Annotated in this window: 20 protein-coding genes; 7 read left to right on the top strand and 13 right to left on the bottom strand. The window is 67.6% G+C overall.

Annotated features, from left to right (window positions below):
- Position 1: 1 nt before the first annotated feature.
- The 7 genes from THIX_RS03915 to THIX_RS03945 all read right to left on the bottom strand — a co-directional run bounded on the left by THIX_RS03915 (position 2) and on the right by THIX_RS03945 (position 8,728).
- A complete protein-coding gene (locus tag THIX_RS03915) occupies positions 2 to 1,324 on the bottom strand; it encodes a solute carrier family 23 protein (protein WP_112485072.1) in 1,323 nt (440 codons plus the stop codon).
- Positions 1,325 to 1,460: 136 nt separating this feature from the next.
- Positions 1,461 to 2,885, bottom strand: a complete 1,425-nt coding sequence (locus THIX_RS03920) for a cytosine permease (protein WP_158540793.1) — start codon at positions 2,883 to 2,885, stop codon at positions 1,461 to 1,463.
- Between the two features lie 245 nt (positions 2,886 to 3,130).
- A complete protein-coding gene (locus THIX_RS03925) occupies positions 3,131 to 4,405 on the bottom strand; it encodes an amidohydrolase family protein (RefSeq protein ID WP_112485074.1) in 1,275 nt (424 codons plus the stop codon).
- A 57-nt stretch (positions 4,406 to 4,462) separates the two neighbouring features.
- Positions 4,463 to 5,254, bottom strand: a complete 792-nt coding sequence (locus THIX_RS03930; protein WP_112485075.1) for a TetR/AcrR family transcriptional regulator — start codon at positions 5,252 to 5,254, stop codon at positions 4,463 to 4,465.
- The gene (gene upp / locus THIX_RS03935; RefSeq protein ID WP_112485077.1) at positions 5,254 to 5,889 is read right to left on the bottom strand and encodes a uracil phosphoribosyltransferase; all 636 of its coding nucleotides are present in this window, start codon (positions 5,887 to 5,889) and stop codon (positions 5,254 to 5,256) included. The genes THIX_RS03930 and upp overlap by 1 nt, the downstream gene beginning before the upstream one ends.
- A 59-nt stretch (positions 5,890 to 5,948) precedes the next feature.
- Positions 5,949 to 7,490 carry a DUF1688 family protein gene (locus THIX_RS03940; protein WP_112485079.1) on the bottom strand — a complete coding sequence of 514 codons (1,542 nt, stop codon included), beginning with the start codon at positions 7,488 to 7,490 and terminating at the stop codon, positions 5,949 to 5,951.
- Entirely contained in the window at positions 7,487 to 8,728 is a 1,242-nt protein-coding gene (locus THIX_RS03945) for a GTP cyclohydrolase II (RefSeq protein ID WP_112488141.1), read from the bottom strand. The genes THIX_RS03940 and THIX_RS03945 overlap by 4 nt, the downstream gene beginning before the upstream one ends.
- Before the next feature lie 522 nt (positions 8,729 to 9,250).
- On the opposite strand from THIX_RS03945, the gene THIX_RS03950 reads away from it, so the two are divergent.
- The 5 genes from THIX_RS03950 (at position 9,251) to THIX_RS03970 (ending at position 13,918) form a co-directional block, all read left to right on the top strand.
- Entirely contained in the window at positions 9,251 to 10,492 is a 1,242-nt protein-coding gene (locus THIX_RS03950; RefSeq protein ID WP_112485081.1) for an amino acid ABC transporter substrate-binding protein, read from the top strand.
- 137 nt (positions 10,493 to 10,629) lie between these two features.
- Entirely contained in the window at positions 10,630 to 11,511 is an 882-nt protein-coding gene (locus tag THIX_RS03955; RefSeq protein WP_112485083.1) for a branched-chain amino acid ABC transporter permease, read from the top strand.
- Positions 11,512 to 11,521: 10 nt separating this feature from the next.
- On the top strand, positions 11,522 to 12,481 hold the full coding sequence (locus THIX_RS03960; protein WP_233224386.1) for a branched-chain amino acid ABC transporter permease: 960 nt from the start codon (positions 11,522 to 11,524) through the stop codon (positions 12,479 to 12,481).
- Positions 12,471 to 13,211: an ABC transporter ATP-binding protein gene (locus THIX_RS03965; RefSeq protein WP_112485085.1), complete on the top strand. Its 741-nt coding sequence runs from the start codon at positions 12,471 to 12,473 to the stop codon at positions 13,209 to 13,211. Before THIX_RS03960 ends, THIX_RS03965 begins: the two co-directional genes overlap by 11 nt.
- A 5-nt stretch (positions 13,212 to 13,216) precedes the next feature.
- On the top strand, positions 13,217 to 13,918 hold the full coding sequence (locus tag THIX_RS03970; protein WP_112485087.1) for an ABC transporter ATP-binding protein: 702 nt from the start codon (positions 13,217 to 13,219) through the stop codon (positions 13,916 to 13,918).
- A gap of 95 nt (positions 13,919 to 14,013) precedes the next feature.
- Here the strand turns inward: THIX_RS03970 and THIX_RS03975 are convergent, their stop codons facing one another.
- Positions 14,014 to 16,497 carry an AsmA family protein gene (locus THIX_RS03975; protein WP_158540794.1) on the bottom strand — a complete coding sequence of 828 codons (2,484 nt, stop codon included), beginning with the start codon at positions 16,495 to 16,497 and terminating at the stop codon, positions 14,014 to 14,016.
- 106 nt (positions 16,498 to 16,603) lie between these two features.
- Here THIX_RS03975 and THIX_RS03980 point away from each other — a divergent pair, with 106 nt between their 5' ends.
- Together THIX_RS03980 and THIX_RS03985 are read left to right on the top strand one after the other, a co-directional pair.
- Positions 16,604 to 17,800, top strand: a complete 1,197-nt coding sequence (locus THIX_RS03980) for an FAD-dependent monooxygenase (protein ID WP_233224387.1) — start codon at positions 16,604 to 16,606, stop codon at positions 17,798 to 17,800.
- Positions 17,801 to 17,944: 144 nt separating this feature from the next.
- A complete protein-coding gene (locus THIX_RS03985) occupies positions 17,945 to 18,664 on the top strand; it encodes a DsbC family protein (protein ID WP_112485091.1) in 720 nt (239 codons plus the stop codon).
- Between the two features lie 283 nt (positions 18,665 to 18,947).
- Here THIX_RS03985 and THIX_RS03990 read toward each other — a convergent pair whose 3' ends face one another.
- The 5 genes from THIX_RS03990 to THIX_RS04010 form a co-directional block, all read right to left on the bottom strand.
- Complete coding sequence (locus tag THIX_RS03990; RefSeq protein ID WP_112485093.1) at positions 18,948 to 19,151, bottom strand: hypothetical protein; 204 nt, start codon at positions 19,149 to 19,151, stop codon at positions 18,948 to 18,950.
- A 156-nt stretch (positions 19,152 to 19,307) separates the two neighbouring features.
- Positions 19,308 to 19,850, bottom strand: coding sequence for a hypothetical protein (locus THIX_RS03995; protein ID WP_112485096.1), 543 nt, complete (start codon positions 19,848 to 19,850; stop codon positions 19,308 to 19,310).
- Between the two features lie 177 nt (positions 19,851 to 20,027).
- Complete coding sequence (locus tag THIX_RS04000) at positions 20,028 to 23,165, bottom strand: efflux RND transporter permease subunit (RefSeq protein WP_112485098.1); 3,138 nt, start codon at positions 23,163 to 23,165, stop codon at positions 20,028 to 20,030.
- Complete coding sequence (locus tag THIX_RS04005) at positions 23,162 to 24,757, bottom strand: efflux RND transporter periplasmic adaptor subunit (protein ID WP_112485100.1); 1,596 nt, start codon at positions 24,755 to 24,757, stop codon at positions 23,162 to 23,164. The genes THIX_RS04000 and THIX_RS04005 overlap by 4 nt, the downstream gene beginning before the upstream one ends.
- Positions 24,754 to 26,061, bottom strand: a complete 1,308-nt coding sequence (locus THIX_RS04010) for a TolC family protein (protein WP_031407551.1) — start codon at positions 26,059 to 26,061, stop codon at positions 24,754 to 24,756. Before THIX_RS04010 ends, THIX_RS04005 begins: the two co-directional genes overlap by 4 nt.
- Positions 26,062 to 26,426: the final 365 nt, after the last annotated feature.

Consider the following 26,426-nt stretch of genomic DNA (forward strand, 5'->3'; position numbering starts at 1 on the left):
GTCACTGCACCGCGTTCAGCACCTTGTCGTCCACCTTCGTCGCTGGCCCGTCCTTGGGCCCGAGCAGGGCGTAGAGCAGGATGGCGCCGAAGGTGGCGGTGCCGATGCCGCCGAGGGCGAAGCCGCCGAACTTCAGGGTGAAGTCGGCGGTTCCCAGCATCAGCGTGATGGCGACGATGATGAGGTTGCGGCTGTCGGAAAAATCCACCTTGTTGTCCACCCAGATGCGCGCGCCGGACACGGCGATGAGGCCGAAGATGACGATGGCCACGCCGCGCAGCACGGGGAAGGGGATGAGGTGGATGAGCGCGCCGAACTTGGGGCTGAAGCCGAGCACGATGGCGATGACCGCGGCGGTGGCGAAGATGACGGTGGAGTAGATCTTGGTGGCGGCCATGACGCCGATGTTCTCGGCATAGGTGGTGACGCCGGTGCCGCCGGCCGAACCCGAGACGATGGTGGCGATGCCGTCGCCGAGAAAGGCGCGGCCCATGTAGCGGTCCAGGTTCTGCCCGGTCATGGCGGTGACGGCCTTGATGTGGCCGAGGTTTTCGGCCACGAGAATCACGACCACCGGCACGATCAGGCTCATGGCCTTGGATTCGAACACCGGCGCGGTGAAGGCCGGCATGCCGAACCAGGCGGCGTTGGCGAGTCCGGAAAAGTCCATCGGCACGCCCAGGCCGAGGCCGTTGGTGAGCAGGGCGTAGATCACGCTGGCGACCAGCAGCCCCACCAGGATGAGCAGGCGCTGCACCATGCCGCGGGTGTACACGGCGACCAGGCCGACGCTGACGAAGGTGACCACGGCCATCCAGTCGTCGAAGTTGCTCGCGCCGTGGCTTTTGATGGCGATGGGCGCGAGGTTCAGACCGATGACGGCGACCACCGAGCCGGTGACCACCGGCGGCATCAGGCGCTCGATCCAGCGCGTGCCGATGCCCATGACGACGAGCCCGATGGCCGCATACACCACGCCACAAGCCACGATGCCGCCCAGCGCCACGGCGATGTTGGGGTTGGCGCCCGAGCCGGCGTAGCCGCTGGCGGCGATGACCACGCCGATGAAGGAGAACGAGGAGCCGAGGTAGCTGGGCACCCGCCCGCCGACGACGAGAAAGAAGATCAGCGTGCCCACGCCGCTCATGAGGATGGCGATGTTGGGCGAAAAGCCCATGAGCAGCGGCGCGAACACCGTGGAGCCGAACATCGCCACCACGTGCTGCAGGCCCATCGCCAGGGTCTGCGGCACGGGCATGCGCTCGTCGGGGGCGATGACGCCGCTGGTTTTGACGCGCCACTTGGGGAAATAGGACTCGGCCATGGTTGAAGTTCCCTGGGTTGTCGGGCTTGCCTGCGTCAGCGAAGCGGCCCCGTTGTAAGTGATGTGCGGGTTTTCAGGAATGCTTGCTCGGCTGCCGCCGTGCGTTGCGGCGGCAGCCTGTGTTGGTGCGGCAGACTCAGGGCGCGCTGCCGCGCAGCGCGCTGCCGCGCAGCTCGATGCGCCGCAGCACGAGGTACACCACGGCGGCGACCACCACGCCGAGCTCGAAGCCGATGTCCATGCCGTAGGGCGGGTTGAACAGGCCGGCGACGGGGCCGACGAACATGGTCTGCGCCGCGCCCAGGTAGACGCCGAACAGGCCGGCAGCCATGGCGATGGCGGCGGCCCAGCCCACGGGCAGCTTGCTGCGGGTGTTCCAGTCGTCCACGTTGTAGCGGCCGCGGCGGAACATGGCATGTTCCAGGATGAGGATGATGGCCCAGGGCCCCAGCCAATAGGCCACCAGCAGCAGGAAGTTTTCCAGCGTGGCGTTGAAGTGCGCGGCCGACGGAATGGCGATGGCGATGTAGACCACGGCGCCGATCAGGGTCCAAACCGCGCGGTTGATCTTCTGGAAGCCCTTGCCGAGCACCTGCATCGACAGGCCCAGGCTGTAGTCGTTGGGAATATTGTTGGCGATGACCGACAGCGCCAGCAGCAGCAGCAGCAGCTTGCCCGCGCCGCCCAGGGGCTGCAGCACCGCGGCGAGCAGGGCGCCGCCGCCGTTGGCGCTGGCCTTGCCGTAGGCCGCGACCGTGGTGAGCGACATGCCGAAAATTTCCAGCAGCACGCAGGGAATGAACACGCCGAGGAAAGTGAGCCAGAACACGCGCGAGGGCGCCGTGTCCTCGGGCTGGTTGACGTTGTAGTCGGCGGCGTAGGAGCTCCAGCCGGTGGCGAAGCCGAAGATGGCGCCGCCGAACGACACCAGCGAGGCCACATGCGCCATGGTCCACACCGGGGTTGGCAGGGTTTGCATCTGGCCGCCGGCGGTGAACAGCACGATGAGGAAGATGGCCGCCATGGGCATCCAGGCGTAGCGCTCGTAGCGGTGCACGTAGCGGTAGCCGTAGATGCTGACCACGGTGGTGAGCGCGGCGATGATGAGGATGGCGGCCCAGGTCGGCACGGCGCCGCCGGAAATGGCCGTGACGATCTGCGCGCCGACGATGACGTTGACCGCCGACCAGCCGATGCACGCCGCCACGTTGAACAGCGCCATGACCTTGGCGCCGTTCCAGCCGAAGGAAAAGCGCGAGATGGTCATCTGGCGCAGGCCGAGCTTGGGGCCCAGCGTGGAGAAGAACGCCACCGGCAGCACGCCCAGGATGTTGAAGCCGACGATGACCGCCACGCTGTCCCAGAAGCCCAGGCCGAACACCGGAATGGCCAGCGCGCCGAGCGCCACGGTGGAAATCACCAGATTGGCCGACAGCCACATGGTGAAGTTGTCGAAGATGCGCACATGCGCGCGCTGATTCGGCGGCACGCGCTCGATGCCGCGGGTTTCGATGCCGGGCTCGTAGCCGGGCAGAGCGGGTGGGGCGATGGAACTGTTCATGGAGAGTCCTCGTTGTGCGGGCCAGGGGTATGTCGTGCGGGTGTCTGTTTGGCGCGTCCCGAATGACGCCAAATCGTATACAAAAACCAAGCAAAATTCATTCCCGGCCATCCTGACAAGACGCCGGCCTTGCGCGGCTTTTCTTGCCGGGTATCGTCGCGGCGCAGGAATAGCGTGAACAGGCCCTCGTCACCCCCAGGCCGCCGCCGAGGTCGAACACGCGCGCAAGTGGCGCTGGCCCGGCCTCAGCCACGGCGCCAATCCACCGTGGCAGGCCGCCCTGGCAACTGCAGTGCTGCGGTCGCGGGCGGCGTGGCGGCGATGAGCTTGCCGCCGCGGATCACCGCCAGCCGCGTGGCACGCAGGCGGATGGCTTCGACCGGATCTCCAGCTTGCAGCAGCACCAGGTCGGCGCGGCAGCCCACCTCCAGGCCGTAGCCCTGCAGCCCGAGGATGGCGGCGGGCGTGGTGGTGACGGCGGCAAAGCATTGGCGCATCGCCTCCTGCCCGGTCATCTGCGCCACATGCAGGCCCATGTGCGCCACTTCGAGCATGTCGCCGCTGCCCAGGCCGTACCAGGGGTCCATCACGCAGTCCTGGCCGAAGGCCACCGGCACGCCGGCGGCCAGCAGCTCGGGCACGCGGGTCATGCCGCGGCGCTTGGGGTAGGTGTCGTGCCGGCCCTGCAGGGTGATGTTGATCAGCGGGTTGGCGACGGCGGCCACACCCGCCTCGCGCATCAGCGGCAGCAGCTTGCTGACGTAATAGTTGTCCATGCTGTGCATGGAGGTGAGGTGCGAACCGGTGACGCGCCCTTGCAGCCCGAGGCGCTGGGCCTGGAAGGCCAGGGTTTCGATGTGGCGCGAGAGCGGGTCGTCGCTTTCGTCGCAATGCATGTCCACCATCAGCCCGCGTTCGGCGGCGAGTTCGCACAGGATGCGCACCGACTCGGCGCCAGCCTGCATGGTGCGCTCGAAGTGCGGAATGCCGCCGACCACGTCCACCCCGAGGTCGAGCGCGCGCTCGAGGTTGGCCAGGGCGTTGGCCGAGCGCAGCACGCCGTCCTGCGGGAAGGCGACGAGCTGCAGATCCAGGTAGGGCTTGACCCGCTCGCGCACCTGCAGCAGCGCCTCCACCGCCAGCAGTCGGTCGTCGCACACGTCCACATGCGAGCGGATGGCGAGCAGCCCCTTGGCCACGGCCCAGTCGCAATACGCCAGCGCGCGCTCGACCAGGGCTTCCTGCGTCAGCAGGGGTTTGAGTTCGCCCCACAGCGCGATGCCCTCCAGCAAGGTGCCGCTCTGGTTCACGCGCGGCAGGCCGAGGCTGAGCGTGGAGTCCATGTGGAAATGGGCATCGACGAAGGGCGCGGTGACGAGCTGGCCGCCGCAGTCGATTTCGCGTCCGGCCGGCGCCGGCAGATGCGGTTGCAGCGCGGCGATGCGGCCATGCTCGATGCCGATGTCGATCCCGATTCGACCGTCGGGCAAGGCGGCGTTGCGAAGAATGAGGTCCAGCATCGTGCGTTCCTTCCGGGTTGCTTCAATCGCTTGGTCAGGGCTTGCCCAGGCGTGTCCTCAGACCTGCTTGGATGTTTTGCTCCCTTCCCGCAAGCGGGGAGGGCTGGGGTGGGGAGCGCCTGGCGTGCGCAAGCCGCCAGGCGCACGGCTCGGCGCCGTCTCCGCTGCAAGCTCGGTCAGCCCGCAGCCGCGCAGCACCAGGCTGACCACGTGGTCGGTGGCGCGTTGCCAGGGGGCGCCGCGCAGGCTGCGCGCGCCCAGCACGGCGCGCACCTGGGGGGCGAAGTCGGCATAGGTCTGGGTCGCGGCCCAGATGGTGAAAAACAGATGCGGCGGATCGACCGGCGCCATGCGCCCCTGCGCGATCCAGCCCTCGATCACGGCCGACTTGCGCGCCACCAGCTCGCGCAGTTCGCCGCGCAGAATGTCCTGCATCTCGGGGGCGCCGCGCAGCATCTCGCCGGCGAACACGCGCGAGGCCTCGGGCCGGGTTTGCGCCAGCGTCATCTTGGCGCGCACATAAGCGCCCAGCGCCTGCGCCGGGTCGGCATCGGCGCGAATGCTGTCGGTCTCCGCCAGCCAGTCGTGCAGCATGCCCTCCAGCACCGCGCGGTAGAGCTGCCGCTTGGTGCGGAAGTAGTAGTGGATATTCGCCTTGGCCACCCCGGCCTGCGCCGCAATCTCGGCCATGCTGGCCCCGCGAAAACCATCGCGCGCGAACACGGCCTCGGCTGCGCGCACGATGCCGGCTTCGTTCGACTGGCGGATGCGGCCCGCGGCCGGCACGGCCGGCGCCGCAGCGCGCCGCCGGGGCGCTGCCGCAGCGATCGGCGCCGGCTCGGCCGCCATCACTTGGTCCCGAAAATCCGGTCGCCGGCGTCGCCCAGGCCGGGGACGATGTAGCCGTGCTCGTTGAGCCGCTCGTCGATGGCGGCCAGCGTGATGGGCACGTCGGCGTGGGCGGCGCGCACGGTGCGCACGCCTTCGGGCGCGGCCAGCAGATTGACGAGCTTGAGCGTGGTGGCGCCGGCTTCCTTCAGCCGCGACAGCGCCGCAGCGGCGGAGTTGCCGGTGGCGAGCATGGGGTCGACGACGATGACCAGGCGCTCGGCCATGTCGTCGGGCACCTTGAAGTAGTACTCCACCGGCTCCAGCGTGTCCGGGTCGCGGTACAGGCCGATGTGGCCGACGCGGGCGTTGGGCAGCAGGTCGATCATGCCGTCGAGCATGCCGTTGCCGGCGCGCAGGATGGACACCAGGCACAGCTTCTTGCCGCTGAGCAGCGGCATGCGGCAGGCGGCCACCGGGGTGACCACGTCCACCTCCTCGGTGGGCAGGTCGCGCGTGGCTTCGAACGCCAGCATCGCGGCGATCTCGCGCACCAGACGGCGGAAGTTGTCGGTGGTGGTGTCCCTGCTGCGCGCCAGCGTCAGCTTGTGCTGCACCAGCGGGTGGTTGACGACATGGACCAGGGGATCGTTCATGCGGGTTCTCCGTTCATGCTGTGTTGTCATGGGGCGAGCGGGGCGCGGTCTGGGAGGCGTCAAAACACCGTGCCGTCGCTGACGATGCGCAGCGGCGGCCCGCCACCGGCGCGGCGCTCGGCGGCGATGCGGCGGCCGGCGAACCAGGCGCCGCCTTCGATCACCTGCGTCAGTGGAAATTGCGCCGCGCTCACGCCAAGGCGCGCGCGCACGGCGTCGGCGAGTTCGTCGAGCAGCGCGACCGTGAGGGCGCGCCACTCCACCACCGGCTCGCTGTCCACGGTGAGGGGCTTGCTCGCCAGCGCCGCGTCGCGCGGCTGCAGCAGGCCGAGGTCGAGCAGCAGGCCGCCGTTGCGGTATTCGGGCAGGCCGGTGAGGGCGTCGAGTTCGCGCACCTGCAGGGCGCCCCATTGCAGCGGCTCGATCAGCGAATAGCTCATCCACTGCGTCAGTTTGTGGAAGGGCATATAGCCGTCGCTCGTGGCGGGGTGATGCCAGCAGTCGCCCAGGTTCACGCCAGCCAGCGTCAACCGGCCCGGCCACACCGGGCCGAGCAGGCGCAGCAGGGTGGACAGCAGGGTGTCGGCGCGCACGCTGATGCTTCCAGCTTCGTCCTGCGCCGCGGCATGGGCCAGCCAATGGTCGAACAAGCGCCCCAGGCGCAGACTGCCGGGGCGCTCGGGGTCGGCGAACACGGCGGGCGCGGCGCGCATGGCTTCGCCCAGACTGCGCAGCAGTTGAGCGCGACCTTCCAGCCCCACCAATGGGTTGTCGGGGCCGACCTGGAAAGCCTGCGCCAGCGCGGCGGCGTCGCAGCGGCGCAGCGCGGCGGCGTCGCAGCGCAGGGGCTGGGCCGGGTCGTCCGACAGCCGGCCGCTGGCGAACAGCGCCAGGCTGGCCACGCCCAGCCCTTCGGAACGCGCCAGGGTCTGGCCGCTGCCGGCGTCGGCATAGCGCCACTGCGGGCCGGCACCGGCGTCGAGCAGCACGCTGGGAATCACCAGATCAATGGCGATGCGGGAACGTTCATACGCGCCCGCAGGGATCGGCTGCGCCGTCCCGCCCCTCCAGGGGGACAAGGAAACTTGGGAGCGGCCCTGCGCTCCCCTGCGCGCCGTGGCCGTTCTGCCCGGGATGCCTGCATCGACCAGCCCGCCAAAGCGATCCACCCCGCCCGCCTCGAAATGCCGCCAGCGGCTGTGCATGGGCACGCGCAAATCGGGGTGGCGGCTGCGGATGGTGTCGACCACATAGTCGGCCGTGGCGCCCATGCGCTCGGGATGCCAGGTGAAATGCGCCAGTTCGCCGCGCCGCGCATGCGCCATGATTTGCGCCGCATGGCTGCGCACGGCGGCGGCGCTCAGCAGGCTTTGCGCCAGCGTGGCGCCGGCATTCTGGGCGCGCGTCGTTTGGCGAACCTCCCCCTCCCGGCCTCCCCCACTGGTGGGGGAGGAGCACGCGCGATCTTGCGCCTGCTCGAGGGAGGAGAGGGCGGCGCCTTCGCCTCGCGCAGGAGACGTGAATTCACCCCCTCCCCATCGTTGGGGAGGGCTGGGGAGGGGAGCTTGGGCGTCGCCCAGGGGCGGCTTGCGATGACTCATTCCTCCAGCCCCCGACCCTTCGGCAGCGCCAGTTCTTCCTCGCTCGGCGTGTAGTGCGAGAAGTAGCCGGCGGCTTTTTTCGCGTCCATTTCCACGCGCGCATCGGGCGGAATCAGGTCCTCGGGAATGGCCACCTGCTCGACGACCTCGATGCCGGCCTGGGTCAGCGCGCCGAGTTTCATATTGCTCATCGACGCCCAGCGGTCGATGCGGGTGATGCCCAGCCAGTGGAACACGTCGGGCATGAGCTCCTGGAAGCGCATGTCCTGCACCCCGGCCACGCATTCGGTACGCTCGAAATAGGTCTCGGCGCGGTCGCCGCCGAGCTGGCGCTTGCGCGCGTTGTAGACCAGGAACTTGGTCACCTCGCCCAGGGCGCGGCCCTCCTTGCGGTTGTACACGACGAGGCCGACGCCGCCCTGCTGCGCCATCTCGATGCAGACCTCGATGCCATGCGCCAGATAGGGCCGGCAGGTGCAGATGTCGGAGCCGAACACGTCCGAGCCGTTGCACTCGTCGTGCACGCGGCAGGCCACGCGGGTCTCGGTCTTGCCGAGCTGGGCGACGTCGCCGAAGAAGTACAGCGTCATGCCGCCGATGGGCGGCAGGAACACCTTCAGGTCGGGCCGCGTCACCAGTTCCGGGAACATGCCGCCGGTCTGCTCGAACAGGGTGCGGCGCAGCGCCGGTTCGCGCACGCCGAAGCGCGCTGCAATGCCCGGCAGCCACCACACCGGATCGACCGCGGCCTTGGTCACGCGCACGTCGCCGTTGGCGTGCAGGATGGCGCCGTCGGGCGTGAGCCGGCCGGTGGCGATGGCGTCTTTCAGCTCGGGCATGTTGATGTGCGCGCGGGTGACGGCGATGGTCGGGCGCAGGTCCAGCCCGGCGGCGATCTGCGCGGCGAACACCTCGGGCACCAGATGGCCCCAGGGGTCGAGCGAAACGATCTTGCCGGGCTCGGCCCACTGCGGATGCGGGCCGATGGCGGCGGCCGGCGCGGTGTCGGTGAAGTCGGGCCGGTGGTCGCGGTCGAGCGCGCCCGAGGCCACCGCCAGCGCGCGGTACAAGGCATAGGCGCCCGCATGCGTGCCGATGGCGTTGCGCCGGCGCGGGTCGGTCAGCGTGGCCACCACCGGACCGCGCGCAGCGGCCGTGGCGGCGTCCCAATGGATTTCAGGCGGTTGCACCATGCTGCCCTGGCCGGGATGCGATGAGAGCACGACGTGACTGGACATGAAGGGCTCCAAAAACTTGACCGATTGGTCAGAATATACGGCGATGGATGCAAGCATCGTGCCGGGTTTTCCCGCTGGCCGCGTGCGTTTCGCGGTGCGCTTGAAGCCGCTTGCCTGGGAGCGCAGACCTGAGGGCTGCTGTGCGCAGCGGCGTTCAAACCGCTCGTGGTGCACCGTTGCGCCTGTTTGGTGCATGGCACGGCCAACGAGGGGTTCGACCCCGTGGGCGAGGCGGCTGACGCCCTCGCCGGTCATCTGCGCTGCTTCATTCTTGCGCGCCCGCGCCTTGCCGGAGACACGCCGCGCACAAAACAAATTGTCACGTCGGCGCCAATCCGAGGGCTGGCGCGTCTGCAAGCCAAGCCGTTGAAGCATGCTGTTGCACTTGCGTGCACCGACGCATTGACTCCCAATGCGTCGAAACCGAGAATGAATCACGACATTTCAACCACGACCCGGCCCTGACTTTGGGGTTGTACAAGGGCTTTGAAGCTCGGGCGGGACACTCCGGAGACTCACATCATGACCAGCATGCCCAATGCATGGAAACGTGCCGCCGCAGGCATGGCAATGAGCGTGGCGGCAGTTGCCGCGCACGCTGCAGCCGCGCCCTCGGTGATCAAGATCGGCACCCTGTATGCCAGCAGCGGCGCCTTCGCCGTGGCGTCCCAAGGCCAGTACGAGGGCCTGCAATACTGGGTCGACGCCGTCAACAAGGACGGCGGCCTGTTCGTCAAGGCCTACGACAAAAAGATCCCCGTGAAGATCATCGCCTACGACGATCAAAGCTCCACCTCCACCGCCACCACGCTCTACAACCAGCTCATCACCCAGGACAAGGTGGACGTGCTGGTGGCCGACTTCGGCTCGGTGCTCACCTCGGTGGCCGTGCCGCTGGCGGCCGAGCACCACATGCTGCTGATCGACCCCACCGGCTCGGGCGCCAATTTCTTCACCAAGCCGACCAACTACCTGGCCGATGTGAGCATTCCGTCGTCGCAGGTCTGGCCGGTTCCTCTGGCCAAATACCTGTTGCAGCAAAAGATCAAGCGCATCGCCATCGTCTACGACGCCAATGATTTCGACGCCTCGCAGGCCACCACGATGAAGGACGAGTTGGCCAAGGGCGGCGTCACCCCGGTGTACTACCACGGCGTGTCCACCAGCGAGTCCAACTACACCGTGCTGCTGCACACCATCGCCGCGAGCAACCCCGACGCGGTGCTGGAGTTCGGCTATCCGCCCAATGACATTGCCTTCCTCAAGGCGCTGTCGCAAAGCGGGCTGCACTTCCCCATGACCTTCACCATCTTCCCGGGGCAGTTGCTCAGTCTGTTGACCAAGAACGTCGGGGCCAAGGGGCTGGCCTACACCTACACCTATCCGACGCCGCCGCTGGTGAAGTACGACAAGGTGAGCTACGGGCAGAACACGGCGCAGTTCGTCGACGCCTTCACGGCCGCCAAGAAGAAGGCGCCCAATTTCCTGGACGCGGCGGGCTACAACACCGGCCTCATCATCCAGCACATGCTGGACATGGCGCCCAAGTTCACCCAGCTTGACTTCCATCAGGCGTTGATGGACATGTCGGGCAAGACCACCACCCTGCTCGGCGAGTTCAAGATCAACGCCAACGGCGCCCAGCTCGGCCAGCCCTTCCCGGTGGCGCAGCTGGTGCCCGAGGCCGGCAGCATGAAGGTGGTCGTGGTCTACCCGCAGGACAAGGCGACTGGCAAAGCCGTGTATCCGGCGCCCAAGCCGTAAGTCACGGGCCGCGCGGCCCGACGCTTCCCTTGTGGCCGCCCCTCCCCCGGGGCGGTGAACAAGCCGCCCGCACCCAGGTGCCGGCCGGCGGGGAAGCGTTGCGGACGTTTGCTTGAAGCATCGATCAGGGAGAGCGTTTGGAACTGCTCGCATACGCCATCATCGGCGGCATTCTGTACGGCATTTTTTTCAGCCTGATCGGCATCGGGCTGAATCTGATTTTTGGCGTCATGCGCATCATCAACCTGGCGCATGGGCAGTTCATCGTGCTCGGTGGCTATGCCGCCTGGATCGTCTCGCGGCACTTCGGTTTCAACCCGCTGTGGGGCGTGCCGCTGTCCATCGCCTGTGCCGTCGTCATCGGCTATCCGCTGTATTACGCCGTGGTGCCGCGCCTGCAGCGCAGCGGTGACCCGGAGATGCTGTCCTTCATCCTGTTCTTCGGCATCGGCCAGATGCTCGAAGCGCTCACGGGGTTGGCCTTCGGCGCCGACCAGCGCTCGCTGCCGAGCGAGGCGCTGGGTTCCGGCAACATCGGCCTGCTCGGCCAACAATTTCCCGACAGCTGGTGGGTGGCCGCGGTCTTCAGCCTGGCCGCCATCGCCGGGCTGTATCTGTACTTCGCGCACACCAAGCTGGGTTACGCCACGCGCGCCATCATGGCCAACCGCGACGAGGCGCTGGCCACCGGCATCAGCGTCAACCGCGTCTCGGTCATCGCCTTCGTCGCCGGCCTGGCGCTGGCCGGCACGGCCGGGGTGTTCCTGCCGTATCTGCTCGGCTCGGTCTCGCCGGACCTGGGCAACGAACTCACCACCACCTCGTTCGCCATCGTCATCATCGGCTCGCTGGGCAACCCGCTGGGCACGGTCATCGGCGGCCTGGTGTTCGGCCTGGGCACGATGCTGATGCAAACCTACTACTCCTCCTGGTCCAACCTCGTGCCTTACGTGCTGTTGTTGATCATCGTGCTCATCCGTCCCACCGGCCTGCTGGGCAAGGCGGTGCGCAATGCCTGAACCGACCCCCATGGCCGAACCTATCGCCATTTCCATGCCCGGGCCTTCCCGGCTGCGGCGCCTGCGGCCCGGGCTGATCGTGCTGCTGCTGTTGGCCGTCGTGTTTCTGCTGCTGCCGCATGTGTACGGCAACGAGACGCTGCTGTTCACCCTGATGACGTTCATCGTTCTGGCGCAGGGCTTGAACCTGCTGTACGGCTTCACCGGCTACCTGCCCTTCGGCTATGTCGGGTTTTTCGGTTGCGGGGCCTATGCCACCTCGCTGCTGGTGCTGCACAGCGGCTTGCCGGTGCTGCTCTGCGTGCTGGGCGGCGGCGTGGCGTCAACGCTGATGGCGCTCGTCCTCGGCCCGCTGCTGCGCCTGTCGGGGGCGTACTTTTCCATCGCCAGTCTGGCGGCGTCGCAAATCCTGTATTTCGTCGTCTCCAACACCAATCTCGCGGACATCACCGGCGGACCTTACGGCCTGAAAATCGAGCAGGTGTATGCGCCCGGCGCCAGCTACAACACCATGCTGGCCGTGCTGCTGCTGGCCACGGGCCTGGCGGCGTGGTTCCGCAGTTCGCGCTTCGGCATGGGGCTGCGGGCGATGCGGCAAGACCCGGTGAGCGCGAGCATGGCCGGCATCGACGTGGTGCGCGCACGCCTGCTCACCTGGCTGATCTCGGCCAGCGTTGCCGGTCTGGCCGGCGGGGCTTATGCATGGAACCTCTCGGTGTTCTACCCCGAGGCGGTGTTCACCTTGCAGATCTCGGTATTCGCCATCGTCTTCGCGCTGTTCGGCGGTGTCGGCACGGTCATCGGCCCCATCATCGGCGCGGCCGTGCTGTACACGCTGTACGCGGCCATCGGCATTTCCACGCCGCAGTATTTCCAGCTCATCTACGGCCTGCTCATCGTGCTGCTGGTGCTGTTCCTGCCCGGCGGCATTCTGTCGCTGTTCACGCGGAGGGGTGTGCGTGTTTTCTGAAACCCCCGCAAGCGCCGCGGGCGGCGCCGAGCCCATTTTGCAACTCGCAGGCGTGAACAAGCGCTTCGGCGGCCACGTGGTGTTGAACGACGTGAGCTTCAGTCTCGCTCCGGGTGAAATCGTCGGTCTGGTCGGCCCCAACGGCTCGGGCAAGACCACCACCATCAACGTCATCTCCGGCCTGTACCGGGCCGACGCCGGCAGCATCACCTACGCGGGCCAGCCCGTGCACCAGGTACCCATGCACAAGCTGGCGCGGCTGGGCATCAACCGCACCTTCCAGGTGCCCAAGAACTTCCGCGACATGACCGCGCGTGAAAACATCGAAGTCGCCGCCTACTTCGGCCATGCGCAGCAGCAGGTCGACGTCGAAGCCGTCCTGCGCGACATCAACCTGCTCGCCCAGGCCGACAAGCTGGCGGGTTCGCTCACCGTCAACCAGCAAAAGCTGCTCGACCTCGGCCGCGCCCTGGCCACCGGACCGAAGCTGCTGCTGGTGGATGAAATCGGCGCCGGGCTCAACCCTGCCGAACTCGGCGGCATCGCCGAGCTGCTGCTCAAACTCGCCCAGCGCGGCATCAGCCTGATCGTGGTCGAACATCTGATGGCGTTCCTCAACAACATCACCGCGCGAGTCATCGTCCTCGGCGCCGGCCGCATGTTGTTCGAAGGCTCGCTCGACGCCGCCTCGCGCGATCCGGAAGTGGTCGCCGCATTCATCGGAGGTTGAGGACCATGGCCTTGCTCGAAGTCCAGGGTTTGCAATCCGGCTACGGCGCGATGCAGGTGCTGTGGGGTGTCGATCTCGACGTCGCCGCGGGCGAAACCGTGCTGCTGCTCGGCGCCAACAGCGCCGGCAAGTCCACCCTGCTGCGCACCCTCATCGGCCTGCTGCCCTGCTGGCGCGGCAGCATCAGCTTCGTGGGCGAACGCATCGATGCATGGGCTCCCGACCAGCGCATTCGCCGTGGCATCGCCTTCATGTCCGAGCTCGGCGTGTTCCCCTCCTTGTCCATCGACGAGAACATCGCTCTCGGTGGCTACTTCCTGCCCGACGCCAAGGTGCGCCAGCGCAAGGAGCGCCTGTTCCAGCTGTTCCCCGATCTCGCCGCCAAGCGCCGTGACGCCGCCGGCACCCTGTCGGGCGGGCAGCGCAAGATGCTGGGCATCGCCAAGGTGCTGGTGGCCGAGCCCAAGCTGTTGCTGATGGACGAGCCTTCGTCGGGGCTGGCGCCGGTGTTCGTCAAGCAGGTGATCCAGGTGCTCAAGACCAGCATCGGACACGGCACCTCGCTGCTGATTGCCGAACAGAACGTCGCCTTCCTCGAACTGGCCGATCGCGGCTACCTCATCGACCACGGCAAGGTCAAACTCTCGGGCACCCGCGCCGAGCTGGAGGCGAGCGACGCCGTGCGCGAGACCTATTTCGGCTTGTGAGCGCCCCCAGGGTCGGCCCGCCGGCCCGCCCCCCGCGGGGGGGGCAAGGAAACTTGGGGCGGCCCCGCGTTTCCTTGAGAGGCGCGCCACGGACCTCAGCGCAACAAACCCTTGAGCCGGTTTTGCAGCTGCTCGCGCAGTTGCTGCCGGTCTTTCACGCCGAGGCGTTTTTGCAGTTCCTGCTCGGCGCGGTTTTTCAGCGCGCTCTCGATGGCGCCGCCCGCGGCCTGCGACCAGAGCACCGCGTACTGCGGCCGGGAGAAGGCGCCGCTGATGCGCACCGGGACGGTCAGGCCCTTGAGGGCGGCCGCTTGTGGGCCGTCCTGCCCGGCGGGGGTGCCGACGAGCGTGGGACGCAAGACATAGTCGAGCGTGCGGGCGGGCAGGTCGACACGGCCCTCGCCGCCCACCCGCAGCAGCGGGCTTTGCACGTTGAGGTCACGGCTGGAGGCCACGCCCTGAGCGAGTTGGAAGCTCACCGAGAGCGATGAGAAATCGGTCCGCTCCTGGCCGCTGGTGCTGCCCAGGCTGTCTTGCCGCAGGCGCAGCAGGTTGCCGGCCTGCCGCAGGCTTTGCGCCAGATTGAAGCCCTTGATGGCGCCGTTGCGCACCTCGAATTGCGCCGTGCCGTCGAGCGCGCCGAGCAGGGCGGTGGTGCTCGCACCGCGCGTCGTCAGCGCGAGCTGGGCGTCGGCCGTGCCGAGCAGCAGGTCATACCCGCTCAAGGCCTGGATGATGGGCTGGATTTGCAGGTGCCGGGCGGTCTGCATCAGGGCGTAGCCGGCATGGTTCAGGTCCACCTGCAGCGTGCCGCCCAGCGTGCCGCCATAGCCCTGCATCGCAAACGGATCGACGCTGAGGGTGTCGCCGTCGTCGCGCACATGCGCCGTCAAAGCGTTCCATTGCATGCCCTTGAAGCGCAGGCTTCCCAGTCGCAGGCGGGCATCGAGTTGCAGGCCCTTGAGCGCAGACAGGTCGATGGGTGCTGCCGCGGGCGTGCCGGCCTTGGGTGCTGGCTTGCTTGCAACTGGCTGCGCCGAGGCGACGGTGGCGTGGGTGCCGAGCAAAGCGTCGAGATCGAGCCGGTCGGCGTCGGCCTGCAGCGTGATGGCGCCTTGCTGGCTGGCGCCGGTGAGCTGCACCTTGGCCGGACCGGCCTGTCCGGCCAGGGCAAAGCTGGCTTCGGCGCCCGCCTGCGCGTAACTCAGACGGCCTTGCAGGTCGAAGGTGAGCGCTTGCGCCTGCGGACTGTCCGCCCGCCAGCTGCCTTGCAGCCGGGCGGCGTCGAAGCTGGCTTGCAGTCCGGGCAGATCCAGATTCAGCGCGCCCTGCAAGCTGGCGTGCAGGCCCGGCGCCTGCGGCCCCTGGCCTTGCTGCAGATCGAAGCGCAAGCCGGGGATGGCAAGCTTGGCCGCCGGTCCTGAACAGGCCGGGGCTTCGAGTTCGAGGTGCAGGGTGCGCGGTGCCGCGCCCAGCAGCGCCCGCGCCTGCAAAGCTCCCGACTGAATGCTGTTGCCGCTCCAGTCGAACAGCGGCAGGCTTGCATCGAATTGCAGCGGTTCGCCCTTCGCATTCTGGCCCTGGGCCTTGATCTGCACATTCTGCAGCTGCAAGCCGCCATCCCTGCCCGGCTGTGGCCTGGGCTCGGGTTTTCCGGCCGCCGCCGCAAGCGGGCTTGCGGCCGGTGCTGGCGTATAGCTCAGGCTGCCCGACACATTGCTCAACAGTTTCTTGATGCCCAGGATGTTGCCGTCGCTGCGCAGCATGAAGTCTTGCAGCAGCAGCGGGTTGTGCGGCGCGGCTTGCAACTGGCCTTTCAGGCTGAAGTTCGCGTCCAGCAAGGGTTTGGTGAACGTGGCGCGCGCACTCAAGCTCATCGGGCTCAAGGCGGGTTCGCCCAGTCCGGAGAGTTCCAGGCTCAAGCCGCTGAAGCGGCCGCTGACGCCGGTCCTGGCATCGCTCAAGGCGATGTCGCCGCCGTTGATGCTGAGCTTGCGCACCAGCATGCCCACCGGCGCGGTCGGCCTGGCAGGCGGGGATGCGGCAGAAGAAGGCGCGGTATCGGCCTTGGGCAGCAGGTCGTCGAAATTGAATTGCCCCTGCGCGTTGCGCTGCACGACGATGTGTGGCGCATCGAGCACGATGCGGTCGACCACGATCTGCCGCTGCAGCAGCGCCAGCAGGTTCAGATGCAGGCGCATATCGCTGGCCTGGGCGAACAGCGCGCTGCTGCCGGGCTCGCTCAGGCGCATGGGCCCGGTGTTCAGGGTGAAGGGCGGAAACAGCCGCAGCTCGATGGTGCCGGGCAATTGCAGCGTGCGGTGATAGCGTTCCTGCACCGCGCTGATGAGAGCCGCCTTGTACTGGTTCGGGTCGAACGCCAGCAGCACCAGTCCCACCCCGCCAACCACCAGGATGCCGATGGCGATCAGCGCCGCGACGGCGCTCTTGATCAGCTTGTTGCCCATGGTGGCAGCCTGCCGCAGCTCGGTGTGTTCAAGTGTCCTTGCATCGGAGGTGTGTTCGGCGCGGCAGTGCACTGCCGCGCCGGGGCGGGCGCAAAATGAAGGGATGTTCATTCTAGGCACAGGTATCGACGGCATGACGATGCGCACGCTACGCCCCAGCAAGCCCGCCAGCGGACTCCCTCCGCGGGGGCCAAACAAACCCGGGAGCGGCCCTTCGTTGCCTGGCGAGGATGTCGTCATCGCCGGTGGTGGACTGGTCGGCAAGGCCGCCGCCCTGGCGCTGGCGCAGGCCGGCCTGCGCGTGCTGCTGTGCGGCGCCCGGCCTGCGGCGGCCGCCCCAGCGCAAGGCTACGGCCAGCGCGTCTACGCCTTCAACGCCGCGTCGCGCCGCTTTCTCGATGGCCTGCGCGTCTGGTCGCAATTGCCGCAGCCGCGGGTGCAGCCGGTGGCCCGCATGCGCATTGCGGCCGATGGCGCGGCGCTGCAGTTCGACGCCTATGCGCAAAGCGTCGAGGCGCTGGCGTGGATCGCCGAGTCCGACGCGGTGGAGCGCGCGCTCGACCTCGCGCTGCAGTTCGAGCGCGGCGCCACGCTCGTGCCCGGCGGCGTCGAGCAGGCGCAGTTCGACGGCGCGCAATGGGCGCTCACCCTGGCGGATGGCAGCGTGGCGCGCACCGGCCTGCTGCTGGGTGCCGACGGGCGCCACAGCCGCGTGCGCGACTGGGCCGGCATCGGTCTGCGCAGCAAACCTTATGGCCAGACCGGACTGGTGTGCAATTTGCGCTGCGCCCTGCCGCATGGCGGCACCGCCTACCAGGCGTTCAACGAGGCCGGCGTCATCGCCTTGCTGCCCCTGGCCGATCAGGGCGGCGAGCATCAGGTTTCCCTGGTGTGGTCCGCCCCCGACACCCTGGCCACGACCTTGCGCGCAGCCGGCGCCGAAGGTCTGGTGCCCAGCTTGCAGCCCCACCTCGAAGCCCTGGGCGCAGCCCGCCTCGCGCCTTTCGCTGCGGCCGGGGAGATTGGCGCCTGGCCCCTGGTGCTGCAGCGCGCCCACAGCCTGGTGGCGCCCGGCACGGCGCTGCTTGGCGACGCCGGCCATGTCATCCACCCCCTGGCTGGGCATGGCCTCAACCTCGGCTTGCAGGACGTGCAGGCGCTGGTTGCGGTGCTGACTGGGCGTGGCGACGCGCAAGCAGTCGGCGATGCGCGGGTGCTGCGGCGTTATGCCCGCGCCCGCGCCGAGCAGGTGCTGGCGCTGGAACTGGCGACCGACGGCCTGCACCGGCTCTACGCCCCCGGCATGGCCTGGCTCGCGCCGCTGCGTGCCCTCGGGCTGGCCGGCACCAATCACCTGACACCCTTGAAGCGTTTGTTGGCGGGCTATGCTTCGGGTTTGTCCGTGATGGCCTGAGTGTCCCCAAGGCAACGCAAGCCAGGTCCGCCCCCTCGCGGCGGCAAGCGAGCCTTGCGACGATCCCCATCGACTCCTGAGCCCACGGTCCTCGATGCAACGCGCGGCCGCTTGCTCCAGCCGCATCCATGTTCAGGAACTCCCATGAAATTTCGCTGTATCGCCGCCACCCTGTTGCTCGCCGCCAGCACCGTGTTCGCCAGCGCCAGCCAGGCGCAGAGCACGGCGGATGTGCGCAAGGCGCTGTCCAAGGTGCTGCCCAACTTCCCCGCCTCGGCGCAGATCATCAAGACGCCCTACGCCGGCCTGTACGAAGTGGACCTCGGCGACCGCGTGTTCTACACCGATTCCACCGGCACCTTCCTCTTCGCCGGTGAAATTCTCGACACCAAGAACGGCATCAACATCACCAAGACGCGCGTCGAGGAGCTGCGGAAAATCAAGTGGAGCGAGTTGCCGCTGAAAGACGCGTTCAAGGTGGTCTACGGCAACGGCAAGCGTCAGCTCGCCGTGTTCGAAGACCCTTACTGCCCCTACTGCCATCAGCTCAACAAGACGCTGGAGAAAATGAGCAATATGACGGTGCATGTGTTCCTGTTCCCCGTCATTCGCCCCGAGTCGCCCGCCAAGGCGCGCGACATCTGGTGCGCCGCCGACAAAGGCAAAGCCTGGGAAGCCTGGATGAACGACCAGAAGGAGCCGCCGCAAGCCCCCGCAAGCTGTGCCACGCCGCTGCAAGCCAACCTTGCCCTGGGCCAGAAGCTGGGTGTCGAAAGCACCCCCACCATGTTCCTGGAAAACGGCCAGCGCATCACCGGCGCGGTGGACGCTGCCGAGATCGACAAGCGCCTGGCGATGAAGTGAGGTCGTGGGCCGAGGCCCATCCACGCGCCCATGAAAAAGCCCGCGATCGCGGGCTTTTTCATGGGCTTCAGCAGGGACCTTGGTTGGTGGCATGACTTCGAACTGGGTGAGGGCGACGCTGAACAAGTCCCTCGTGCGCATCGCGTCCGCGCCTCGGGCGGTCCGCGGCGTTGCAAATCCGCGCCATAGCTTGGGCACCGCAAACGGCTCGCGCCTTGCACTGCATCTGCCCAGTCCCCCGTCCCGCAGGGTTGCCCCCAGACGGGGATGGCTGCAAGGCTGGTCACTGCTTCATCAAGAATCCATGCGTCCTCCAGCAGTCCAGCGGATTGCGCACGGCGGGCCTGTCCATCAATTGATAATGCATACGGAAGCAGGCCTGAATTTGCGCCTCCCGGGCCTGCACCCCATTGCTGTCCGCAGCAAACGCCGGATAGGCGGCGCCCAGCATCAGCAGGGGGGTGATGACGATCAACAGTGTTCTCATGGCAATTCTCCAGATGATTGAAATGCAGCAGCGCTGACACAGCAGCCAAGACATGGGGTTGGCTGCTGTGGCAACCCCACATGGAAGACTTCGCCTCGCCGGGATCGCCATGCAGACCGTTCCGGCCATCTCTGCACAGCGCCGCGAATTCAGGCATCACATCATCCCGCGCATCATGGCCGGCATGCCCTCCTTGGCGAAACGGTCGAGTTCGCGGGAGTGGGCCTTGATCACGGCGACCATCTCCGGGTCGGAGGAGGTCTCGGTCACGGCCACGCCATCGGGCAGGATGTCGAGCTTGCGCTGGTACTTGGTCGGGTTGGCGAACATCTGCGGCACGCTATTGCTCATGGGGTAGGGAAAGGGGCGGTCCTGCGCCAGCCGCGCATACATGTCCACCACATGTTCTTGGATCAGCGCTGCGGTGGCGGGGTCGGCCGAGGTGGTCACGTCATGCACCCCGTTGGGCAGTTCCTTGACTTCGCGCCGGATGAGTTCGTGGCGCTCGAACAGTTCCATGCCGGTGCGCATGGGCCCGTTCATATTCCCCGGCGACATCATGCCGCCCATGCCTCCGCCCATCATCCCGCCCCCCGTCATCCCCTGGGCCTGGGCGGGCGGGGCGCCACGTCCGGTGAAGTAGCCCGCGACGGTTCCAACAAAACCCACAAGAGTGGTCACGAAAGAGCGACGTTGCATGATGGTCTCCAGGTTGAAGCAAAGGGGATGTACGACAAAAGAGGCATGGCGCTGATGGGCTCGTTCGGGCCGCCGCCGTTGGCGCTGCAGGCCTCGGAAGTTCGTCCCAGTTGGACTGCAACGGGCCTTCCCGAGTTCGGGTCGCAGACGGGAACGATGGCCGCACGATCATGGGCTTCACGCGGCCGCCTCCTGTCTGGGGTCTGAGCCCAGCCCCAGGCGCCGCTTCTGCCACAGGGCGTAAACCGCCGGAATCACCAGCAGCGCCAGCAAGGCAGCCGTCAGCATGCCGCCAACCATGGGCGCGGCGATGCGCTTCATCACGTCGGCACCGGCGCCTTCGCTGAACATGATGGGCAGCAGGCCGCCGACCACCATGGTCAGGGTCATCGCCATGGGCCGCAGCCGCAGCAAGGTGCCCTCGACCACCGTTTGCTTGAGGTCGTCCCAGGTGTTGAGGCGGTCGTGAATCTTGCGCCGTTCCAGCGCCGCGTCGAGATACAGCAGCATGACCACGCCGAACTCGGAGGCCACCCCGGCGGTGGCGATGAAGCCCACGCCCACCGCAACCGAGAGCTTGTAGCCCAGCCAGTCGACGTACCAGAATCCGCCCACCAGCGACAGCGGCAAGGTCAGCAGGATGATGGCGACCTCGGTGATGTTCTTGAAGTTGAAATACAGCAGGAGCGCGATCAGGCCGATCACCGCCGGCACGACGATCTTCAGACGCTGCACGGCCTGCTCCAGCGCCTGGTACTGCCCAACCCAGTCGAGCGTGAAACCGGGCTGCAGATGAACCTTCTGTGCCAGGGCCGCTTGCGCCGCGGCCACGTAGCCGCCGATGCTGGTGCCGGGTTTGAGGTCGATGTACACCCAGGAATTCAGGCGGCTGTTGTCGCTGGTGAGCATGGGCGGGCCGCCCTCGATGCGCAGCGTGGCCACCTGCGCCAGCGGAATCTGGCTGCCCTCGGGCGTGGCGATGCGGCTTTCCATCAGCGTGGACAGCGACTGGCGCAGTTCGCGCGGGTAGCGCAGGCTGATGGGGAAGCGCTCCAGGCCGTTGACGGCGGTGGACAGCATCTGTCCACCGATGGCGGTCTCGACCAGGCGGTTCACATCCGCCACCGAAAGGCCGTAGCGCGCGGCTGCCAGCCGGTTGGTGTCGACCACGATGTAGCGCCCGCCGGTGGCCCGCGCCGCATAGGCGTTCTGGGTGCCCGGAACGGTTTGCAGCGCCGCCTGGATCTCCTGCCCCAGCCGGTTCAGCGTGTCGAGATTGCTGCCGGTGACCTTGATGCCGAGCGGCGTTTGCAGGCCGGTGGTCAGCATGTCCACCTGGCCCTTGATCGGCTGGGTCCAGGTGTTCGACACACCGGGAATCTGCAGCGCCTGATTCATCTTCTCGATCAGCTTGGCGGTGGTCATGCCGGCCGGCCAGGTGCTGCGGTCCTTCAGGTTCACGACCGTCATGAACATCGAGATCGGCGTCGGGTCGGTCGCGGTCTGCGCCCGGCCCGCCTTGCCGAACACGCTCTCCACTTCGGGGAAGGTCTTGATGATGCGGTCGCTCTGCTGCAGGATCGCGGCGGATTGGCCGATGGAGATCGACGGATCCTGCGACACCGGCATGTACAGCAGGGTGCCTTCGTTCAAGGGCGGCATGAACTCCGAGCCGAGGTGCTTCCAGGGGAAATACAGGCTGGCCACGGCGACGAGGGCCAGCACGATGACCACCCAGGGAGCCCGCAGCACGCCGTGGATCAAGGGGCGGTAGAGCCAGATCAGCATCTGGTTCAAGGGGTTCTTTCCCTCCGGGCGGATATGCCCGCGAATGAACCAGGCCATCAGCAGCGGCACCAGGGTGATGGACAGGATGGCGGCCGCGGCCATGGCATAGGTCTTGGTGAAGGCCAGGGGCCGAAACAGCTTGCCCTCCTCGCCGCCGAGCGCGAACACCGGCAGGAACGACACCGCGATGATCAGCAGCGAAAAAAACAGCGCCGGCCCGACTTCCGATGCCGCCACCCGCGCCTTCATCCAGGGATCGGCGCCGGGATCCTGCTCCATATGCTTGTGCATGTTCTCGATCATCACGATCGCGGCGTCGGTCATCGCGCCGATGGCGATGGCGATGCCCCCCAGGGACATGATGTTGGCCGGAATGCCCTGCGCCCACATCACCAGGAAGGCGGCGAGGATGCCCAGCGGCAGCGACACGATGGCCACCAGCGCCGAGCGCGCGCGCAGCAGGAACAGGAACGACACCAGGGCGACGATCAGCGACTCTTCCAGCAGCTTCTCGGTCAGGGTGTGGATGGCGCGCTGGATCAGCGGCGCCTGGCTGTAGGTGGTGACGATCTTCACCCCGGGCGGCAGCGAGGGCTGGATGCTGCGGATCTTGTCCTCGACCCGGCGGATGATGGCATCGGCGTTCGAGCCCTGGTTCATCATCACGATGCCCCCCACCACCGCGCCCTCGCCGTTGAGGTCGGCGGCGCTGTTGGGCAGTTCCGGGCCGAATTGGACGCGGGCGACATCCTTGAGCGTCAGCGGCACCCCGCCGCGCGCCGCCAGCGGCGCGTTCTCCAGATCCCGCAAGGAGCGGATATAGCCGGTGGTGCGCACCATATAGCTGGCTTCGCCGAGATCGACCACCGAGCCGCTGGTCTCGCCATTGGCGGCGCGGATGGCATCTTCCACCTGCGGCAGGGTGAGGTTGTAGGCCAGCAGGGCCTGCGGGTTCACCACCACCTGGTATTCCTTCACCATGCCGCCGACCGTGGCGACCTCGGCCACGCCCGGAATGCCCTGCAACTGGTACTTGAGAAACCAGTTCTGCAGGGTGGTGAGCTGGCTCAGGTCCTGCGTGCCGCCGGTATCGGTCAGGGCGTACATGTAAACCCAGTCCACCCCCGAACTGTCAGGCCCCAGCGCCGGCGTCACTCCAGGCGGCAGTTTGGATTGCACCTGGCTGAGATACTGCAGCACCAGGTTGCGCGCCTGGTAGATGTCGGTGCCGTCCTTGAAGATGACGTAGACGAAGGAGTCGCCGAACATCGAATAGCCGCGCACCGCGCGCGCGCCGGGCACCGACTGCAGGGTGGTCTCCAGCGGATAGGTCACCTGGTCCTGCACCACCTGCGGCGCCTGCCCGGGGTAGGAGGTCTTGATGATGACCTGGGTGGGGGAGATGTCGGGGATGGCCTCCAGCGGCGTGTTGCGCACCGCCAGGATGCCTGCGGCCAGCAGCATCAGCGCGCCGATCACCGTCAGGCTGCGGTTCTCGAAGCACCACTCCATGAGCCGCCGGATCATGGGGCGCTCCGGCCAGGGGCCATGTTCATCCCGGCCATCGACCCGGCGGCGGGCGGGGGCGCGGCTGCCGGCGTGGCGGGTGGTGCGACCGTTGGTGGGGTCGTTGGCCCCGCAGCGCCGGCTTGCGGGTCGCTCGCCGGCGGCATGCCTGGCATCGTTCCCGTGGCGGGCATGCCGCCTGCGCCGCTCGTGCCGGCATGACCACCGAGCATGCGCGCCTTGACCGACTGGAACTGCGATTCGGAGTACAGCAGGAACTGGGCGCTTTCCACCACCTGGTCACCCGCCTTGAGCCCCCGGGCGATGACCACCCAGCCGTTCGCCTCGGGCCCAAGCGCAACTTGCACCGGCAGGAAGTGGCCGCCCGCCTGCGCCAGCATGGCGTAATCGCCATCCTGCGTGCGCAGCACCGCGCTGCTCGGCAGCGCCAGCGCGGTTTGCGCCTGGGCCTGCACCGTGGCGTTGGCATACATGCCCGGGCGCAGAATGCCGCCGGGGTTGGCGAAGCTCAGGCGCGCGGTGATGGTGCGGGTTTGCGGGTCCAGCGTGGGGTAGAGAAAGTTCAGGCGCCCATCCCAATTCCTGCCGGGGTAGGCCGGAAGCTGGAGCTGCACGCCGTCGCCCAGGCGCACCCACGGCATCTGGTAGTCGTACAGCGCCACATTGACCCAGACCCGATCCAGATTGGCGATCTCGAACAGGCTATTCTGCGACGAGACATAGCTGCCCTGGCGAATATTGAGCGCCGTCACCACCCCGCTCTCGGGCGCCAGGATGGGAACGTTGCGCATCGGCTGGCCCGAGGCCTCCAACTGCTTGAGCGCAGCCTCGGGCAGGCCCAGCAGCAGCAGGCGCTGTTTGGCCGCGGCCAGCAAGCCCTGGCTGTCGGCATGACCGTCGGCCGCGCCGGCTTGCTGGCGCGCAATGCTGTATTCCTGCTGCGCGCTGTACAGCTCGGGCGAGTAAATCTCCGCCAGCACCTGACCGCGCGCCACCGGGTCGCCCACGGCACGCACCTTGAGATGCACGACCCAGCCGGAGAAGCGCGGGGTGACGGTGGTGACGCGGTTCTGGTCCACGGCCACGGTGCCCACGGTCTGGATCGCCTGGCCCATGGGACGCATCTGTGCGGTCGTCAGGCGCACGCCCAGGTTTTGCGTCAGGCGCGGGTCGATGCGCAGCCCGCTGTCGTTGGCGCCGGCTTCGGCCGGGGCGTAGACCGGCACGTAATCCATGCCCATGTTGTCCTTCATCGGACGGTCCGAATGGATCGCCGGATTCATCGGGCTGACCCAGTACAGCACCCGGCGCTGCGGCGCCGCAGCCGGGGCGTAGACCGGGACATAGTCCATCCCCATGTTGTCTTTCATCGGGTGGTCGGAGTGGATGGCGGCGTTCATCGGGTTGGCCCAGTACAGCACCCGGCGGCTTGCCGGCGCTGCTGCGGAAGCTGTTGCGGAAGCCGGGGCCGCCGCGGCGTTCGGCGTCTTGGGGTCCGAGGCGCCGTGCGGCAGCCAGCGGCTGGTCCAGAGGCCCGCGCCGATGCCGACCAGCAACAGGCCGAGGCCGAGAGTGAAGGTTCGCAAATTCATGGCTGCTGCTCCGAAGGCGTTGTCAGGTAGTCGAGTTCGGCCTGGGTGGCCAGCAGATCCCGGCGCTGTTGCAGGGTCTGGAGTTCAAGGGCAAAAACGGCTTGCTGCGCCTTCAGCACGTCGCTCATGCTGGCGCGGCCGTTGCTGTAGGTGGTGAGGGTGGAGTCGTACGCCGCATGCGCCAGCGGCAGCATGTGCGCGCGCATGCGCTGCCACTTCTCCTGCTGGCTGCGCATGCGCGCCGTGGCGGTGCGGATCTGCTGCTGCAAGGCCAACCGCTGGTCCTGCTCGTCGTAGCGGGCTTCCAGCACCTGGGCGCGGGCGCTGTCGAGTTCCTGATCCAGCCGATGGCTGGAGAAGATCGGCAAGTTCATCGAAACCCCGGCGGAGAAAAAGTTGGGAGAGCCCGGAAAAAAGCTCTTGCCGTAGGAGGCGCCAACCGTGATCTCCGGCAGGAAATCCTTCTTGGCCACCTGCACGCCAGCCTGGGCGATCTGCACCTTGGCCTGGGCCATGCGCAGCAGCGGCTGGGTCGGGGGCGCTTGCTCGGGAGCCGTCGCGCCTGGCGACAAGCTCGGCCAGTCAGGATCGATCTGCGGCGTTTGATCGCTGCCGAGTGCCTGGGCAATGTCGGCCAGGGACGCCGCTTCATCCGCGGCGAGCGCGCTTTGGTCGTTGCGCAGTTCGTCCTCGGCGAGACGGGCGCGCAACACATCGCTCTGCGGTCCGTTGCCTGCCCGGTAGCTGGCCATGGCCGCGTCGACGTTCTCACGCGCCAGCGTCTGCTGCCGCTGCACCGTCGCCATGGCCTGGCGCGCGTACACCGCCGCAAGCCAGGCGCGTCGCAAGGCGAGAACCAGCTGCGCGCGTTTGGCTTCGCGGCTGAAGTGCTGCTCCGAGGCTTGCGCCTGCAGCTTGTCGCCTTCGAGGGCCAGCTTGCCGATCGGCGGAAAGCTCTGGCTGACGCCGACGCTGAGCATGGTCATGCTCTGCTGCGTCAGCGAGAAGCTGTTGGTGGGCAGGTTGACCGCGTCGAACGACACATGCGGGTCGGGCAACTGCGTGGCCGCCGCGGCCTGGTGCTGGATGGCGCGGATGCGCTGCGCGGCTGCGGCCAGACTGGGATTGCTCCGCGCCAGTTGCGCCTCGGCGGCACCGAGGGTCAGGGGCGCGGCTTGGGCGGGTGCGGCCAGGCCGGCGAGCAGTAGAAGCGTGACGAGAACGGGGATGGCCGCCGGGCGTTCAGACCAGACGGATGACAACCGCCGGGCTTGCGCACGGCGGCACTGCAGGATGAGGGACATCGCTTTCCTCTTCGGCGGATGGAACGCTGCAAGGCCGCAGCGCTGATCGCAAGGCGAACACGAACATCGCCCGGTGAAGGTTCACCGGGACGGGTGCTGCCGAAGGGGTCAAACTTGGAGGCGAGCCGCGAGGAAAGGCGGCTTGGAGGGAGGTGGCGACTCGATCCGCAGGGACTGCCGGGCAGGCGGCCTGGGTAGGGTTTGCAGCAGCAGTACGACGCGCTGGACCAGCGCCGCTTGCGTCCAAGGCAAAAATGCCAATGCGCAGACCAACGCCCAGATGCGGGGGAAGGTTCGAAAGGATTGCATGGACTTGGATCGGGGCAAAGGGGCGAAAACCAGGTGGGAGCATCTTAGCGATGCGT

The organism is Thiomonas sp. X19 (assembly GCF_900089495.1).
GTDB lineage: Bacteria > Pseudomonadota > Gammaproteobacteria > Burkholderiales > Burkholderiaceae_C > Thiomonas_A.